Here is a 14,378-nt window from a genome sequence, read left to right on the forward strand (position 1 = left end):
TGTCAATACCGCGTTGAATCCGTAGGACATGATACCTCCCCGTCCCGCCGTGATCGCTCACGGCAAGGTCCTGCGTGTGAAAGACAACCGCCGCTGAAACGCTTCAGTCGCGGATGTCCCGCCCGTCTGTACTAATCGTCCGCTCGGCTTCGCCGCCTTGCCTGCCGGGGTAGCTTTGCGATGTCTCTCATGCGCACCGGGCGCGAGGCGGGAAGATCCCGCTTGGAGACATTCAGACAAAGAACTACCGTTCCCATATTACTATGGGTTTTGAACCGACATCGCTTGTTGAAGCGTCGCCTACGTGCACATCGCCGCCGATTTGCACGCTCGCCCCGTTTCCTAAACCGCGCTGGTCTGAAGATCGTGGGCGCCGCTGACGACTTAAGGAATACACTAAGCGGAAAGACTCGCAACGAATTGATTCACACTCGAGCCACCAAAAAAACTTGACGTCGGTTAACGTCACGCGCGACTTGTACACAGGCTTCGGAGCAAGTTTTTGGATTCGTGCACAGAATCGAGGACGCCACACCTCATGTGACAATTCTCCGCCACCGCCAAAATTTTTTAACAAAATCTTCATGTGCGCGACGCGCGAGCGAATTTTCCAAATGCTTGCGGTCGCTATGTCGATAAGTGATTAGCGAGACATCGTTTTTTGAGTCTCGTTTCACAGGGTAACTCCTCGATAATGTGCATTCCTGTGAATCTACGGTGTGTAGAACTTTCGTCGTCTGCCGATTCAATTCGAGCCCGCCGCACAGGGGTTTTTGCAACGCGGTGAAAGTTTCCGCTGTTTCAGCACCGGCAAGTAGAACTACGGAACGAAGAATAGCGCAGGCGGTGCAAACCTTCCTATCGAAGATCGGTCGTGCGTGCCCGCTTGCGGGAATATGGCAGGCAACAAAAAAGCCCGGCGCGGTGCCGGGCTGTTTGACGTGTGCGATGATCGATCGGCCGATCGGTCCGCCGTGACTTGGCGGGTTACTTGGCTCGTTACTTCGCGAGCTTGGCGATCTGCGCGGTGAGACGCGAGACTTTGCGGCTGGCGTTGTTCTTGTGAATGATGTTGCGCTGGGCGGCACGCATCAAGGCGGGCTCGGCATTCGCCAGCGCCTTCACGGCAGCGGCGCGATCGCCGGTCGCGATGGCTTCCTCGACGGTGCGCACGGCGCCGCGCATCTGGGTGCGGCGCGACTTGTTGACGGCGGTGCGGCGGGCGATCTTGCGCGTCGCTTTCTTGGCGGAAGTGGTATTGGCCATGGTCTCAATATCCTTTGCGGGTCCGGTCGCGTCTTGGTCGGGTAGCGCCGGCTTGCTTGACCGCGGAATCGACGCTCGGATTTAGGGTGTTCGGTTGCTGGCCGTCCCCGGAACATGAGGCTTCAAAAAGCCTGCAACTGCTCAAAGAACAGCGGCGGCAGGATTGCGCCCGCCGCCAGTTGGCGCCCTTATAGAGAGGGTCTTCGGCACCGTCAACGCTTTCCGGGCTGGAAAAGCGGGCCAGGGAGGCGTGAGCGGGCGCCGTAACGCCCTGAAGAGGTTGAATTTCTGCCGTCGGCCGGCTATTGGCTGGCGGCGTTTAGTCAGGTCCTCCGATCGGACGACCATATAAGGTGAGGCATGATCCGCGGCTTTTTCCGACTGATTGGGCTGTTGCTGCTCGCCGGCGGGTTCATCTTCATGGTCTATGACGGCGCCCGCTGGGTGGCCGACCAGACCCTGCGGTTCACCCGGTTCGGCCAGTTCTGGAACGACGTCAATCAGGCCAGCCAGTCCGCCTTCCGCACCTGGGTCGAGGCCAAGGCGCCCTGGCTCTGGACCTCGGTGATCCGCCTGTTGCTGGATCAGCCGGTCTTTGCCGTCCTCGGCATTCTCGGCATTGTGCTGATGCTCCTGTTCCGCCCGCGGAAACCGCTGATCGGCTATTCCCGGGATTGAACTTCAAGTCCCGCCGGGATTGATCTTCAAGTCCCGCCGGGATTGATCTTCCAATTCCCGGGATGAAGGTTTCAAGCCCTGCGACCGAACCTTGCGAAGGGCGCGGCGTAACAGGGCTGCCCTCGCCACCGTAGATCCCTATATTCCCACTTCATCGCGAGCACGGCGCCCGAGCATCTGGCTCGCGCGACGGACAGCTCGTTTCGGAGACCATCATGCTGTTCATGCGCAAAACCACCGCATTGCCGAGCGCAGCTGAGGCGCTGCCCGGCCGCACGCAAGCCATTCCGACCGCCACCACTCATTTCGTCAACGGCAGCAAGCTCAAGCCGCCTTATCCCGCCGGCCTCGAGCAGGCCGTGTTCGGGCTCGGCTGCTTCTGGGGCGCCGAGCGCAAATTCTGGCAGCTCGGCGACGGCATTTACACCACGGCTGTCGGCTATGCCGGTGGCCACACGCCGAACCCGACTTATGAAGAGACCTGCTCGGGCCGCACCGGCCACACCGAAGTGGTGCTGGTGGTGTTCGATCCGAGCAAGATCTCCTATGCGACGCTGTTGAAGACGTTCTGGGAGAGTCACAACCCGACGCAGGGCATGCGTCAGGGCAACGATGTCGGCACGCAGTATCGCAGCGCGATCTACACGCATTCCGATGCGCAGAAGAAAGCGGCCGACGAGTCGAAGGCGCTCTATCAGAAGGCGCTCGCAGCCAAGGGCCTCGGCGCCATCACCACCGAGATCGCGCCGTCAGGCGAATTCTATTTCGCCGAGGACTATCACCAGCAATATCTGGCGAAGAACCCCGCCGGCTATTGCGGGCTCGGCGGCACCGGCGTGTCCTGCCCGATCGGCGCCGGCGTGAGCGCGTAAGTCGCAAACTTATCGCGCCGCGCGTGTTTCTTACCCTCCCCTGGAGGGGGAGGGTCGGCACGCGTTCGAGCGAAGCGAGATTGCGTGACGGGGTGGGGTGATCTCTCCACTCGGGCACTGTTCGTTGCCGCGAGACTGTCACCCCACCCCGCTCGCGCTGCGCGCGATCGACCCTCCCCCTCCAGGGGAGGGTAAGCCCTTCCGATCCCCGCAAACGCTTTATTAACCATAAGTGGTGCATCACTGGAGCCGTCTCGTTTCGAGGGATAGGTCCGGTGCCAGTTGCACGCGCGTTTCGATCGTCGATCTCGGCAGTGGCCTTGGCAGCGTCCGCCGCGCTGACCCTTGGCGGCTGCATGCAGACCGTCGGCCCCGTCGCGGTGATGCAGCCCCGCGCCGATCTCGACTCCATGGCCTATGGCCAGCCCTACGGCGCTCCGCAGCCGGTCGTCGTTGCCAACAACGGCGGCGGCGCCATCGCGGCGCTCAGCAATTCCTTTGCCGCTTCGCCCGCCCCCATGCCGGTCGGCTACGCCGCGCCGATGCCGGCACCGGCGCGTTACGATGCCTCCTACCATCTCGATGCCGGCGACAAGCTGCGCGTCGTGGTCTACGGCCAGGAGGGTCTCACCAACAGCTACGCCATCGATGCCGGCGGCTCCATCACCATGCCGCTGATCGGCGCGGTGCCGGCCCGCGGCCGCACCACGGCGGGTCTTGCCGGCGAGATCGCCGCGCGCCTGCGCAACGGCTACATTCGCGAACCCTCGGTCGCGGTGGAGATCGAGTCCTATCGCCCGTTCTTCATTCTCGGCGAAGTCACCGCGCCCGGCCAATATCCTTACGTGCCGAACATGACGGTCGAAAGCGCGGTCGCCATCGCCGGCGGCTTCTCGCCCCGCGCCAAGCGCGACGTCGTCACCGTCACGCACACCGAGAACGGCGGCTCCATGCGCGCCGTGGTGCCGCTCGGTACCCCCTTGAACCCCGGCGACACCGTGTTCGTCGGCGAGCGCTGGTTCTAGGACTTCAGCCCGACCCTCCCCTCGTCATTCCGGGGCGCGCGATAGCGCGAGCCCGGAATCCATAACCCCGATCGGGAGTATGGATTCCGGGCCTGCGCCTATCGGCGCATCCCGGAATGACATTCGAGAGAGGCGCGCCTTACTTCAAATGCTTCGCGAAAAATTCCATGCTGCGCGGCCAGGCGATGCCGGCGCTGGTCTTGTCGTAGCTGGCGCGCTCGTCGCAATGGAAGCCGTGCTGGGCGCCGGGATAGATGAAGACCTCGACATCCGGCCGCTTCGACTTGATGGTCTCGACATCGGTCAGGGGGATGCCCGCGTCCTTCTCGCCGAAATGCAATTGCGTCGGCACCTTTGGTGTTTCGTCGGCAAAGCGTACGACGGCGCCGCCATAATAGCCGATCGCGGCCTTGAGGCCGGTCAATCGCGTTGCCGCGACGAAGGCGATGCTGCCCCCCAAGCAAAAGCCGATGATGCCGACCGGGCCCACGCTCTTCACCGCGTCGATCGCGGCCTGGGTGTCACGCAGCATCGCGGCCCAATCGGGACTGGCGACGAACTTGCGCGCCTCCGCGATCTCGTCCGGCGAATAGCCCGACTGGAAGTTCGGCGCGGTGCGGTCGAAGATCGAAGGCGCGATCGCGACATAGCCTTCTCCGGCGAGGCGGTCGCAGACCGAGCGGATGTGGTGATTGACGCCAAAGATCTCCTGGATCACCACGACCGCGCCCTTCGGCTTGCCTGAGAGGTCGGCGCGATAGGCGCCAAGCTGGAAATTGTCGGACGCCGTCAGCTTGATGTCTTGTCCCACGCGGGTTGTCCTTCTTGGTTGCTACGAATTCCTACTCTCTCTCCTCACCAAGAGGAGATATCCCTCACTCCCACATCCAGTTCTCGCCGTAATCCTCCTTCCATCCCGCCAGCCGGCCGTGGCGGAATTGCAGGAACAGGCGGTGGCGGGTGGGGATCAGCCTGCTGCCGCCGATGTTGCGCAAGGCGAGAAAGATCTCGTTGCCGGGCCGCCCCCGCACATATTGCAGGGGTTGCCCGAGGGCGCGGGCGGTTTGCTCGGCATCCATGCCGAAGGCGAGCGGAATGCTGTTCGACGAGGTCGTGACGAAAGGCCGGCGCGCCGGCATCCCGCCGAATGGTTCGGCCGGTGCCGCCGACGACAGCAGCGTCACCATTGCGACCGCCGCCAATATCGCTCGCATCATGGTCCTGCGTCCTGATTGCCCGTCCTATGCCGGCAAGTTCTTCAGGAAAGGCTCGACGGCGTCAACAAAAGCCTTGGGCTGATCGATGTTGACGGCGTGACCGGACGCGGGGATCACGACCTTTTGTGCGCCGGGGATTTTTGCCGCCATGTAGTCGGACGCGGCGAGGAACGGCGTGTCGTCGGCGCCGACCACGATGAGTGAGGGCACCTTGATGTCGGGCAGCAGCTCCATCACACGGGCGTCGCGCTGGGTCAGCATGCCCCGTGCCGCGAGCGCCAGTCCCCTGGCGTCACGATGACTGGCGGTGGCGCGCTCGCGCGTGGCTGACTTCAGCATCGCAAGTCCTTCCCGATCCAGCCTGTCGGCGGTGGCGAGCGCCCGCGCGTTCCAGGCCTCGCGCGCGTCGTCCTTTTTGAAGCCGGGGCCGGTGTCGACGATCAGCAGCGCGCGAACGCGCTCTGGATGGGCGCGGTAGAATGCGAGCGACATGTAACCACCAAGCGACAGCCCGCCGATGACGGCGCGCTTCGCGCCGACGGTATCCAGGATCGCCGCCATGTCGCCGACCGTGAGCGCTTCGCTGTACGCGTTGGGATCATCGGGATAGTCGGACTGGCCGTGGCCGCGCATGTCCCACAGGATCAATGTGTGATCCTTCGCGAACGCGTCGACTTGCCCATGCCACATCGTCGAGGTCGAGGAGTAGCCGTGCGTCAGCAGCAGCGGCGGACCCTCGCCGTGAACCTCATAGTAGATCCCGACGCCCTCCCGCTCGATCTTCGGCATTGTTTCCCGCCCTTTCTTTTCTTTCGCCGCTAACGCGGTGCTTTACCCTCCCCCCTCCAGGGGAGGGTAAAGGTCTGCGTGCGGCTGCACTCTAGCCCTCCAAGTTACCTTGAAGAAACTGCCTGATTGCGATGGCGCGCATGCAGGCGCTCTGCTTGTTGCGTCCAGTCGCTGGACAAAACCCCGCTCTCGCAACGCACAACGTGTCGACGTCGTGTTTGTTTCGACTCGTTCCAAATTGCATTTGCCACGGCAACCGAACGCGATCATTCTTGCGGCCAAGGCGGGCCGCCAGCCCGGTGGGCGTCCGCCATTCAAGTTGCCGCCGTAAGCGGCTTCATGCACCGGCAGGGGAAGACGCCTATGCCAACTCTCACCATCAACGGGCGGAGTCTGTCCGTGGATGCGGCGAACGACACGCCGCTCCTCTGGGCGATCCGCGAGCAATTGCAGATGACCGGCACCAAGTTCGGCTGTGGCGCCGGACTCTGCGGCGCCTGCACCGTGCACGTCAACGGCGAAGCCGTGCGCTCGTGCCAGACCATGGTCGGCGACGTCGCCGGCAAGAAGATCACCACCATCGAAGGCCTCTCCACCAAGGGCGATCATCCCTTGCAGAAGGCCTGGGTCGCCGAGCAGGTGCCGCAATGCGGCTACTGCCAGTCCGGGCAGATCATGCAGGCAGCCTCGCTGCTCGCGAAGAATCCCAATCCGACCAAGGAAGAAGTGGTCGCGCACATGGACGGCAATCTGTGCCGCTGCATGACCTATTCGCGGATCCAGAAGGCGATCATGCGCGCCGCATCCGAGATGCGCACCGCGTCGGCCACCTCCAGCGAGCGGAGGCCCACATGAACGAGCATGTGAAGAACGTGACTCCCGAGATGACCGATCTCAGCCGCCGCTCCTTCCTCGTCGGCACCGCCGCGACCGGCCTCGTGCTCGGCTATGCCGGCGTGCCCGGCATCGATTCCGCGGCCGCTGCGGCGCCGGCCAGTTTCGAGCCCAGCGTGTGGTATTCGATCTCGCCGGATGGTCTCGTCACCGTGACCTGCGGCAAGGCCGACATGGGCCAGCACATCGCTTCCACCATGGCACAGATCGTCTGTGAGGAGCTCGGTGCGAAATGGAGCGACATGCGCGTGCAACTCGCCTCCAACGATCCGAAGTTCAACGATCCCGTGCTCGGCGCGCAGATCACCGGCGGCAGCTGGTCGACCATGATGAACTTCGAGGCGATGAGCCGTGCGGGCGCCGCTGGCCGCATCGCGCTGAGCGAGGCCGCCGCGGCGGCCATGGGCCTGCCGCCCTATTTCAAGGAAGAGCTCGTGGTGCGCGACTCCGTTGTATCGCACCCGAAGTCGAAGAAGCAGATGAGCTTTGCCGAGATCGTCAAGAGCGGCAAGGCGACCAAAACCTTCACGCCGGACGAGCTGAAGGCGATCAAGCTGAAGACGCCCGACCAATACACCATGATCGGCGTCTCGGTGCCGCAGCTCGACATCCCCTCCAAGACCAATGGCACCGCCAAGTACGGCATCGACGTGATGCTGCCGGGCATGGCCTACGGCAAGGTGGTGACCCCGCCGGTGCGCTTCGGCGCCACGGTGAAATCGGTCGACGACAGTGAAGCCAAGAAGGTGCCCGGCTTCATGAAGGCCGTCATCCTCGATGACAAGACCGGAACCACGTCCGGCTGGGTCGTCGCGGTGGCCAACACCTATGCCAACGCCCGCAAGGCGGCGGATGCGCTGAAGATCGCCTATGACGGCGGTCCCAACGCGAAGCTGTCGAGCCAGTCGTTGCTGGATGAGGCCAAGCGGCTTCAGGGCCTGGAGGATTCCGGCCAGTTCTTCGTCAAGGACGGCGATCCCAATGCGGCCTTCGGTTCGGCGGCGAAAGTGGTCGAGGCCGAGTACACCACCAGCATCAATATCCATGCGCCGCTGGAGCCCATGAACGCCACTGCGGAGTTCAAGGGCGACATCCTGCATATCTATTCCGGCAACCAGTTCGCGACGCGCTCCGGCGCGATCGCTGCGGGCGCGGCCGGGATCGATCCCAAGTTCGTGGTGATGCACCAGCATTGGCTGGGCGGCGGCTTCGGCCGGCGACTCGATGCCGACATGATGATCCCCGCGGTGCAGGCGGCGAAGGCGGTCGGCAAGCCGGTCAAGGTGATCTACTCGCGCGAGAACGACATGACGATGGATTTCTCGCGTCCGCTCACCTATCAAAAGGTCAAGGCCGGCGTGGACGGCGACGGCAAGCTCGTCGCGCTCAGTCACGACGTCGTCTCGGCCTGGCCGACCGCGCGCTGGGGAATCCCCGATTTCCTCACGCCTTCGGTCGACAAGAAGGGCCCGCTCGACAGCTTCACGGTCAACGGCGCGGACTTCTTCTACACCGTGCCCAATCACTATGTGCGCGCGATCAAGAACGAGCTCGCGCACAATGCCACGCCGTCCGGCCAGCTTCGTTCGGTGGCACCGGGTTGGACCTTCTGGGCGGTCGAAAGCATGATCGACGAGATCGCGGCCGCCACGGGCAAGGATCCTGCCCAGTTCCGCATCTCGCTGCTCGACGGCGCCGGCAAGAACGACGGCGGCGCGCAGCGCTTGCGCAACACGCTGCTCGCCGCGATGGGACTGTCGGGTTACGGCACCAGGCCATTGCCGAAAGGCGAGGGCATGGGGGTCGCCTGCGTCTCGTCACAGGAGCGCGCGACCGCGAGCTGGACGGCGTGTGTCGCCCATGTCGCGGTGGCGCCGTCGGGAGCGGTGACCGTGAAGAAGCTCACGGTCGCAACCGACGTCGGCACGCAGGTGCATCCCGACAACATCCGGGCCCAGGTCGAGGGTGCGGCGCTGTGGGGCCTGTCGCTGGCGATGTACGAGAAGGCGACGCTGAAGGACGGTGGTATCGAGCAGACCAATTTCGACACCTACCGGCCCTTGCGCATGAGCCAGATGCCCGAGGTCGCGGTTGCCGTGATCGCCAATGGCGAGAAGGCCACCGGCGTCGGCGAGCCCGCGGTGACGGTAGTCGCCCCGGCCATCGGCAACGCCATCTTCAATGCGAGCGGTGCCCGCGTGCGCGCACTGCCGATCACGGCGGAAGCGGTGAAGGCGAGCATGAAGGCGTAAGCCGAACTGCGATTGCCGAATGAGACGATCCGCCGGAGGCAATCTCCGGCGGATTTGTTTTGAGACTGTTTCTCCATAGTCGCTGTCATTCCCCGCGAAGGCGCGCGAAGGCGGGGAATCCAGTAAGCCGTGGCTTCTCGGTTCAAGCCGCGCTGTCTCGGAATACTGGATCGCCCGCCTGCGCGGGCGATGACAGCTGCGCCGAAATTCCCCTTTGTTATCAATGTCGTTCTACTGTGCATGGGGTTGTTTTCGCACTTTTGCTTTGGAGCCCCTGCGGAACCCGAAATCCGTAAAATTGCGCCGAATTCCGCAAAGTTCCATTGAGCACGCCTCTTAAGGGCCAGAGAACCTGATCCGGCTTAGGCTGACGCCAAATCCAGTCCCATGTTTTGGGGAAGTCATGAACGCGCCAGCCAAAACCGCCGCCAAACGCCGGCTTCTGCTCGCCTCCGACCGGAGCGACGAGAGCACCGAGCTCGCCAGCATCCTGAAGGCGGTCGGCGAGGTCTCGACGGTGACCACCCAGGGCATCCCCGAGCAGCCGGCGCGCGATCTCTCCGGCCTCGTGGTCGACATCAACCTGCGTTCGCCCGAGAGCGTGCAGCGGGTGCGCAACAAGCTGCGCGGCGACGCCTATCGTTCGATGCCGCGGCTGTTCGTGCTTGCCGATGCTCTGCATCACGGCACCATGCAGGCTTGGGCGCTCGGCGCCACCGACACCATTTCGCGGCCGCTGCAGGCCGACGCCATCCTTCAGCGCATCCGCGCCGCCTTCCCGGACACCGCCGTCTATGACGCCACCGATCGCGGCAAGACGCTCAACCGCGGCGTCGAGGCGGCGCACGCGGTGCTCGCCAAGATGTTCGAGAAGCTGCCGCTCGGCGTGCCCTTGACCTTCGACGACGTCATCGCCGCCGAGAGCAAGATCCTGAAGGCGATCAAGCACTCCTCGCTGCGCGAATGGCTCACCACGGTCGGCTGCCATCATGTCGGCAGCTATCGCCACTGCCTGTTCGTCACGGGTTTTGCCGTCGCCTTCGCGCAGCATCTCGGCATGCGCGAGGACGATCAGCGCCGCCTGACCCGCGCCGCGCTGCTGCACGACGTCGGCAAGGCCTTCGTTCCCTCCGCGCTGCTCGACAAGCCCGGCAAGCTCACCGATGAGGAGATGTCCGAAGTTCGCCAGCATCCGCGCCGCGGCTATGACGCGCTCGCCGCCCAAGGCGGCTTCCCGCCGGAGATGCTCGATGTGGTGCTGCATCACCACGAATTCCTCGACGGCTCCGGTTATCCCAACGGCCTGTCGTCGAACCAGATCAGCGACATCGTGCGCCTGACGACCATCGTCGACATCTACGCGGCGCTCGTCGAGAAGCGCGCCTACCGCATGCCCTTCACGCATTCGCGCGCGTTCGGGATGATGGAAGGGATGGGCGGCAAGCTGGATCAGCAGCTGTTGCAGGCGTTCCGCCCGGTGGCACTGGGGTCGTTCTGATAATTTAGCCCGTCATTCCGGGGCGCGCGTAGCGCGAACCCGGAATCTCGAGGTTCCGGGTTCGGTGCTCCGCACCGCCCCGGAACGACTGGTGTCACCCCACCATCTTCCGCAGCTCCGCCTTCGCGACCTTCTCCAGCGTCGAGCGTGGCATGTCGTCGACGAGCCTGATCTCGCGCGGCAGCTTGAAGTCGGCGAGCCCCTTGCGGCAGGCGGCCATCACGCGGTCCTGCAGATCGGGCGCGGCACCCGCGACGCCGCCGTGCGGAATGATGAAGACGACGGGCACCTCGTCCAGCATCGGATGCCTCTTCGCCACCACGGCGGCCTCGCGTACGCCCGGCACGACCGCGATCACCTGCTCGATCTCCGACGCCGCGACGTTCTCGCCGCCGACCTTCAGCATGTCCTTGGCGCGGTCGCCGAACTTGATGAAGCCGTTCTCCAGCCGATCGACCCGGTCGCCGGTCAGGAAGAAGCCGTGGTCGTCGAAGCTTTCGCGCGTGGCCTTTTCGTTGTGCAGATATTCGGCGAACAGCGACAGGCCGGGGATGCCCCTGATCGCGAGATTTCCGGTGCCGCCGACCTCCGTCGGCCGGCCGTCATCGTCGGTGATGCGGATCTCGTACTCCGGCGCTGCGCGGCCGATCGACATCGGGATATTGGGCTGATCGACCTCGCCGACGATGCCGTGGGTGATGGTCTCGGTCATGCCCCACCAGCCGATCATCTTGATGCCGAACGCGGCGAAGGCCGGCGGCTCGTTGATCGCGGTGCCCCACAGACGGAATTTGTGATCCCCGGGGATCTCGTGCTCCAGCAACGCCTTCATGCAGAACGGGATCGTCGAGGTCCAGGTCGCGCCGTGCTCGCGCGCGACGCCCCAGAACCGGCTCGCGGAAAAGCGCGGCTGGATCACGCACGTCGCGCCGACCCACAGCGTTGCCAGCATGGAGTAGGCGAGGGCGTTGGTGTGGAACAGCGGCAGATAGGCCTGGTGCACGTCGCTCGCATGCAGGTCTTCATGCGCGGCGTTGATCTTGGCGCCCCACAGCGCGTTGGCATGAGTCCACAGCACCGCCTTCGGCCGCGACGTCGTGCCCGAGGTATACTGCACGCTGCATGGCGCGAGCGGATCGGTTACGCGTTTCGGACGGTCCGCGCTGTCGGCGAACAGGGAGTCGAAACTGTCGCCACGCGAGACCACCTGCGCCGGCGCCACGCCCGCGTCATGCGAGGTCACCGCCATCCAGCGGATGTTGCGGCAGTTCTGCGCGACGATCTCCGCATAGGCCGGCTGGGTGATCGCTGCGACGGCGCCGCAATGATCGGCGAAATATTCGATCTCGGCCGGCGCCGAGCGGGTGTTGGTGGTGACCGCGATGGCGCCGAGCTCGACACAGGCAAACCACGCCAGCATCGCCTCGATGCAATTGTCGAGATGAATGAGCACATATTCGCCCGGCTTGACGCCGCGCCTTGCAAGGCCCGCCGCGAGCGCGCCGACCCGCTCGTGAAATTCGCCATAGCTCCAGCGCCGCGCCGGCGCATCGAACGGCGCCCAGATCAGGAACGGATGATCGCGCCGGACCTCGGCGCGCAGCTTGAGCAGCCAGGGGACGTCGAGCCCGTCGAACGGTCCGACAATTCCGGCGGTCTGATGAACTGACATGGCTCCTCCCCGTGCAGCCTGCATCTTGCTGGCGGCTGTCTTTTGATGATTGCGTCTTCCTGCCATCGGATGACGCGGGGCGCAAATCGGGGATGCGTTGGCGTGCTGTGAGGAGTGCTCTCTTCTCCCTCACGGCCGGGCTTGACCCGGCCATCCACGTCTTGCCACGCGAAGAACGTGGATGCCGGGGCCTTCGCCGCGCCGAAGCGGCTTCGGCCGCGCAGGCGGGACAAGTCCGGGCATGACGATGGAGTATCTTCGCGCCAGGCGAACTTAGTCCTCGTACGACGAGATCTCGATCAGGCTGCCGTCGGGGTCCCGGCAATAGACCGAGCGCAGCGTGCCGCGCGCGCCCTGCTTGGGAACCGGGCCTTCCTCAATCGCGACGCCGTGTGCCTGCAAATGCGCCACCACTTCGTCGGGCGCAGCCGAGGTGAGGAAGCAGAGGTCCTCGCTGCCCGCGGTCTGATGGTCCGCGGTGAACCACTCCACCTTGTCGGCATCGCGCGGCCGGACGTTGATCTTCTGGTTACCAAACACGAGCGAAGTCCGCGGCGCTTTGCCGCCGCCCGGATCGAACACCTTGACTTCCATGCCGAGAATCCTGCGGTACCAATCCGTGGTGACCGTGACGTCGGCGACGTTGATGACAAGATGATCGAGGGCTTCGACCTTGACCGGCATGCCTTATCCTTTCGTCGCGTTGCGCCCCGCGCACTTTCCGCCTGCAGCAAGCTTTGTTACAACCCCACCGACGCCGGTTTCAAGCTATCTGGCTTCAAGAACAACACGTTGGGAGAACCCTTGAGATGATCACTCGCCGTACCGCGCTGGGCCTGCTCGCCGCCAGTCCGCTTGCAGCCACCCCGCTGTCGAAGGCTCTTGCCGCCGATTATCCGGCCCGGCCCGTGAAATGGGTGGTCGGTTATCCGCCGGGCGGGGCGACCGACATCCTGGCGCGACTGATCGGCCAGAGACTCTCGGAAAAGCTCGGCCAGCAATTCGTGATCGAGAACAAGCCGGGCGCCGGCAACAACATCGGCACCGAATCGGTCGTCAACGCCGAGCCCGACGGCTACACGCTGCAGCTGGTCAATCCGGCCAACTACATCAACGCCTCGCTCTACAAGAATCTCAAGTTCAACTTCGTGAACGACATCGCGCCGGTCGCCTCGTTCCAGCGCGTGCCGAACGTGATGACCGTCAACAAGGACGTGCCGGCCAAGAACGTTGCCGAGTTCATCGAATACGTGAAGGCCAATCCGGGCAAGGTCAACATGGCTTCGTCCGGAAACGGCACCTCGGTGCATCTGTCCGGCGAGATGTTCATGGCCATGACCGGCTGCAAGATGCAGCACGTGCCCTATCGCGGCGCCGCGCCCGCGATCACCGACATGCTCGGCGGCCAGGTGCAGGTGATCTTCGACAACATGCCCTCGATCATCCAGCACATCCGGTCCGGCTCGCTCCGTGCGATCGGCGTCACCACGACGGAGCGCTCGCCGCAGCTGCCCGACGTGCAGCCGATCGCCGACACGGTGAAGGGCTATGAGGCCAGCGCACTGTTCGGCATGGGCGCGCCGAAGAACACGCCGAAGGACATCATCGCCAAGCTCAACAGCGAGATCAACACGCTGATGAAGGAGCCCGACATGACCAAGCGCCTGGTCGAGCTCGGCGGCGAGCCGCGGGTGCAGACCCCGGAGGCGTTCGGTGAGGAGATCAAGGCCGAGACCGAGAAGTGGAAAAAGGTGGTCGAGTTCGCCGGCCTCAAGGTCGAGTAGCGATCTTGTGATATCAGGGATTGGAGCCCCGCCGTTCGGCGGGGCTTTTTTCTTGCGTGCGTTGCCTCGTTGATCTGGAATAAAACGGCGCTGCGAAACCTGATAATGATGGCATCCGTAACTCGTGCCAGCTGAAGAGGAGTTGGATCATGCGCAAGACGCAATTGGTGCTGTTGACGTTCAGTGCGGCGGTCCTGGCCGGCTTCGCCACCGTCACGCCGGCGGCCGCGCGCGACTATCCATGGTGTGCCCAGGGCGGTGAATACGACTATCCCGGGGAGTGCTCCTACAGCAGCTATGAACAATGCCAGGCCAGCGTATCCGGCCGGCTGCTGTACTGCGACCGCAACCCGCGCTTCGCCTACGGCCAGGGGCAGCCGCAGCAACCACGGCCGCCGCGGCGCGTGCGGCCCGTCGCGCCTTATTGAGAG

14 protein-coding genes are annotated in these 14,378 nt (G+C 64.2%); 8 read left to right on the forward strand and 6 right to left on the reverse strand.

Features of this window, described 5'->3' with window-relative positions; all coding sequences use genetic code 11:
- Positions 1 to 999: 999 nt before the first annotated feature.
- Positions 1,000 to 1,266: a 30S ribosomal protein S20 gene (gene rpsT, locus CO669_RS19090; RefSeq protein WP_027563963.1), complete on the reverse strand. Its 267-nt coding sequence runs from the start codon at positions 1,264 to 1,266 to the stop codon at positions 1,000 to 1,002.
- Positions 1,267 to 1,626: 360 nt separating this feature from the next.
- On the opposite strand from rpsT, the gene CO669_RS19095 reads away from it, so the two are divergent.
- The 3 genes from CO669_RS19095 to CO669_RS19105 all read left to right on the forward strand — a co-directional run bounded on the left by CO669_RS19095 (position 1,627) and on the right by CO669_RS19105 (position 3,841).
- Positions 1,627 to 1,944 carry a hypothetical protein gene (locus CO669_RS19095; protein WP_097661488.1) on the forward strand — a complete coding sequence of 106 codons (318 nt, stop codon included), beginning with the start codon at positions 1,627 to 1,629 and terminating at the stop codon, positions 1,942 to 1,944.
- A 215-nt stretch (positions 1,945 to 2,159) separates the two neighbouring features.
- Complete coding sequence (gene msrA / locus CO669_RS19100; protein ID WP_097661489.1) at positions 2,160 to 2,816, forward strand: peptide-methionine (S)-S-oxide reductase MsrA; 657 nt, start codon at positions 2,160 to 2,162, stop codon at positions 2,814 to 2,816.
- A 275-nt stretch (positions 2,817 to 3,091) separates the two neighbouring features.
- On the forward strand, positions 3,092 to 3,841 hold the full coding sequence (locus CO669_RS19105) for a polysaccharide biosynthesis/export family protein (protein WP_097661490.1): 750 nt from the start codon (positions 3,092 to 3,094) through the stop codon (positions 3,839 to 3,841).
- Between the two features lie 139 nt (positions 3,842 to 3,980).
- Here CO669_RS19105 and CO669_RS19110 read toward each other — a convergent pair whose 3' ends face one another.
- From CO669_RS19110 to CO669_RS19120, 3 genes are all read right to left on the reverse strand, one after another.
- On the reverse strand, positions 3,981 to 4,652 hold the full coding sequence (locus CO669_RS19110) for a dienelactone hydrolase family protein (protein WP_097661491.1): 672 nt from the start codon (positions 4,650 to 4,652) through the stop codon (positions 3,981 to 3,983).
- A gap of 64 nt (positions 4,653 to 4,716) precedes the next feature.
- Positions 4,717 to 5,058: a DUF2057 domain-containing protein gene (locus CO669_RS19115; protein WP_097661492.1), complete on the reverse strand. Its 342-nt coding sequence runs from the start codon at positions 5,056 to 5,058 to the stop codon at positions 4,717 to 4,719.
- Positions 5,059 to 5,082: 24 nt separating this feature from the next.
- Entirely contained in the window at positions 5,083 to 5,847 is a 765-nt protein-coding gene (locus CO669_RS19120; protein ID WP_097661493.1) for an alpha/beta fold hydrolase, read from the reverse strand.
- A gap of 363 nt (positions 5,848 to 6,210) precedes the next feature.
- On the opposite strand from CO669_RS19120, the gene CO669_RS19125 reads away from it, so the two are divergent.
- The 3 genes from CO669_RS19125 (at position 6,211) to CO669_RS19135 (ending at position 10,491) form a co-directional block, all read left to right on the forward strand.
- Complete coding sequence (locus tag CO669_RS19125; RefSeq protein ID WP_198964101.1) at positions 6,211 to 6,702, forward strand: (2Fe-2S)-binding protein; 492 nt, start codon at positions 6,211 to 6,213, stop codon at positions 6,700 to 6,702.
- The gene (locus CO669_RS19130) at positions 6,699 to 8,993 is read left to right on the forward strand and encodes a xanthine dehydrogenase family protein molybdopterin-binding subunit (RefSeq protein ID WP_097661494.1); all 2,295 of its coding nucleotides are present in this window, start codon (positions 6,699 to 6,701) and stop codon (positions 8,991 to 8,993) included. Before CO669_RS19125 ends, CO669_RS19130 begins: the two co-directional genes overlap by 4 nt.
- Positions 8,994 to 9,396: 403 nt before the next feature.
- Entirely contained in the window at positions 9,397 to 10,491 is a 1,095-nt protein-coding gene (locus CO669_RS19135) for an HD-GYP domain-containing protein (protein ID WP_097661495.1), read from the forward strand.
- Between the two features lie 94 nt (positions 10,492 to 10,585).
- On the opposite strand, the gene CO669_RS19140 is transcribed toward CO669_RS19135, so the two are convergent.
- Both CO669_RS19140 and CO669_RS19145 read right to left on the reverse strand, forming a co-directional pair.
- Positions 10,586 to 12,163 carry an AMP-binding protein gene (locus CO669_RS19140; protein WP_097661496.1) on the reverse strand — a complete coding sequence of 526 codons (1,578 nt, stop codon included), beginning with the start codon at positions 12,161 to 12,163 and terminating at the stop codon, positions 10,586 to 10,588.
- A gap of 273 nt (positions 12,164 to 12,436) precedes the next feature.
- Positions 12,437 to 12,847 (reverse strand): VOC family protein, encoded by a 411-nt coding sequence (locus tag CO669_RS19145; protein ID WP_097661497.1) that lies wholly within the window; start codon positions 12,845 to 12,847, stop codon positions 12,437 to 12,439.
- Positions 12,848 to 12,972: 125 nt separating this feature from the next.
- Between CO669_RS19145 and CO669_RS19150 the strand changes: the two genes are divergently transcribed.
- Together CO669_RS19150 and CO669_RS19155 are read left to right on the forward strand one after the other, a co-directional pair.
- Positions 12,973 to 13,947 carry a Bug family tripartite tricarboxylate transporter substrate binding protein gene (locus CO669_RS19150; RefSeq protein WP_097661498.1) on the forward strand — a complete coding sequence of 325 codons (975 nt, stop codon included), beginning with the start codon at positions 12,973 to 12,975 and terminating at the stop codon, positions 13,945 to 13,947.
- A 149-nt stretch (positions 13,948 to 14,096) separates the two neighbouring features.
- Complete coding sequence (locus CO669_RS19155; protein ID WP_097661499.1) at positions 14,097 to 14,375, forward strand: DUF3551 domain-containing protein; 279 nt, start codon at positions 14,097 to 14,099, stop codon at positions 14,373 to 14,375.
- Positions 14,376 to 14,378 lie beyond the last annotated feature (3 nt).

Source organism: Bradyrhizobium sp. Y36, assembly GCF_002531575.1.
Classification (GTDB): domain Bacteria; phylum Pseudomonadota; class Alphaproteobacteria; order Rhizobiales; family Xanthobacteraceae; genus Bradyrhizobium.

Bases quoted from the DNA above. Each gene is read 5' to 3' on its own strand.
- rpsT (WP_027563963.1), bottom strand. From the start codon at position 1,266: ATGGCCAATACCACTTCCGCCAAGAAAGCGACGCGCAAGATCGCCCGC.
- CO669_RS19095 (WP_097661488.1), top strand. From the start codon at position 1,627: ATGATCCGCGGCTTTTTCCGACTGATTGGGCTGTTGCTGCTCGCCGGC.
- msrA (WP_097661489.1), top strand. From the start codon at position 2,160: ATGCTGTTCATGCGCAAAACCACCGCATTGCCGAGCGCAGCTGAGGCG.
- CO669_RS19115 (WP_097661492.1), bottom strand. From the start codon at position 5,058: ATGATGCGAGCGATATTGGCGGCGGTCGCAATGGTGACGCTGCTGTCG.
- CO669_RS19120 (WP_097661493.1), bottom strand. From the start codon at position 5,847: ATGCCGAAGATCGAGCGGGAGGGCGTCGGGATCTACTATGAGGTTCAC.
- CO669_RS19125 (WP_198964101.1), top strand. From the start codon at position 6,211: ATGCCAACTCTCACCATCAACGGGCGGAGTCTGTCCGTGGATGCGGCG.
- CO669_RS19130 (WP_097661494.1), top strand. From the start codon at position 6,699: ATGAACGAGCATGTGAAGAACGTGACTCCCGAGATGACCGATCTCAGC.
- CO669_RS19135 (WP_097661495.1), top strand. From the start codon at position 9,397: ATGAACGCGCCAGCCAAAACCGCCGCCAAACGCCGGCTTCTGCTCGCC.
- CO669_RS19140 (WP_097661496.1), bottom strand. From the start codon at position 12,163: ATGTCAGTTCATCAGACCGCCGGAATTGTCGGACCGTTCGACGGGCTC.
- CO669_RS19145 (WP_097661497.1), bottom strand. From the start codon at position 12,847: ATGCCGGTCAAGGTCGAAGCCCTCGATCATCTTGTCATCAACGTCGCC.
- CO669_RS19150 (WP_097661498.1), top strand. From the start codon at position 12,973: ATGATCACTCGCCGTACCGCGCTGGGCCTGCTCGCCGCCAGTCCGCTT.
- CO669_RS19155 (WP_097661499.1), top strand. From the start codon at position 14,097: ATGCGCAAGACGCAATTGGTGCTGTTGACGTTCAGTGCGGCGGTCCTG.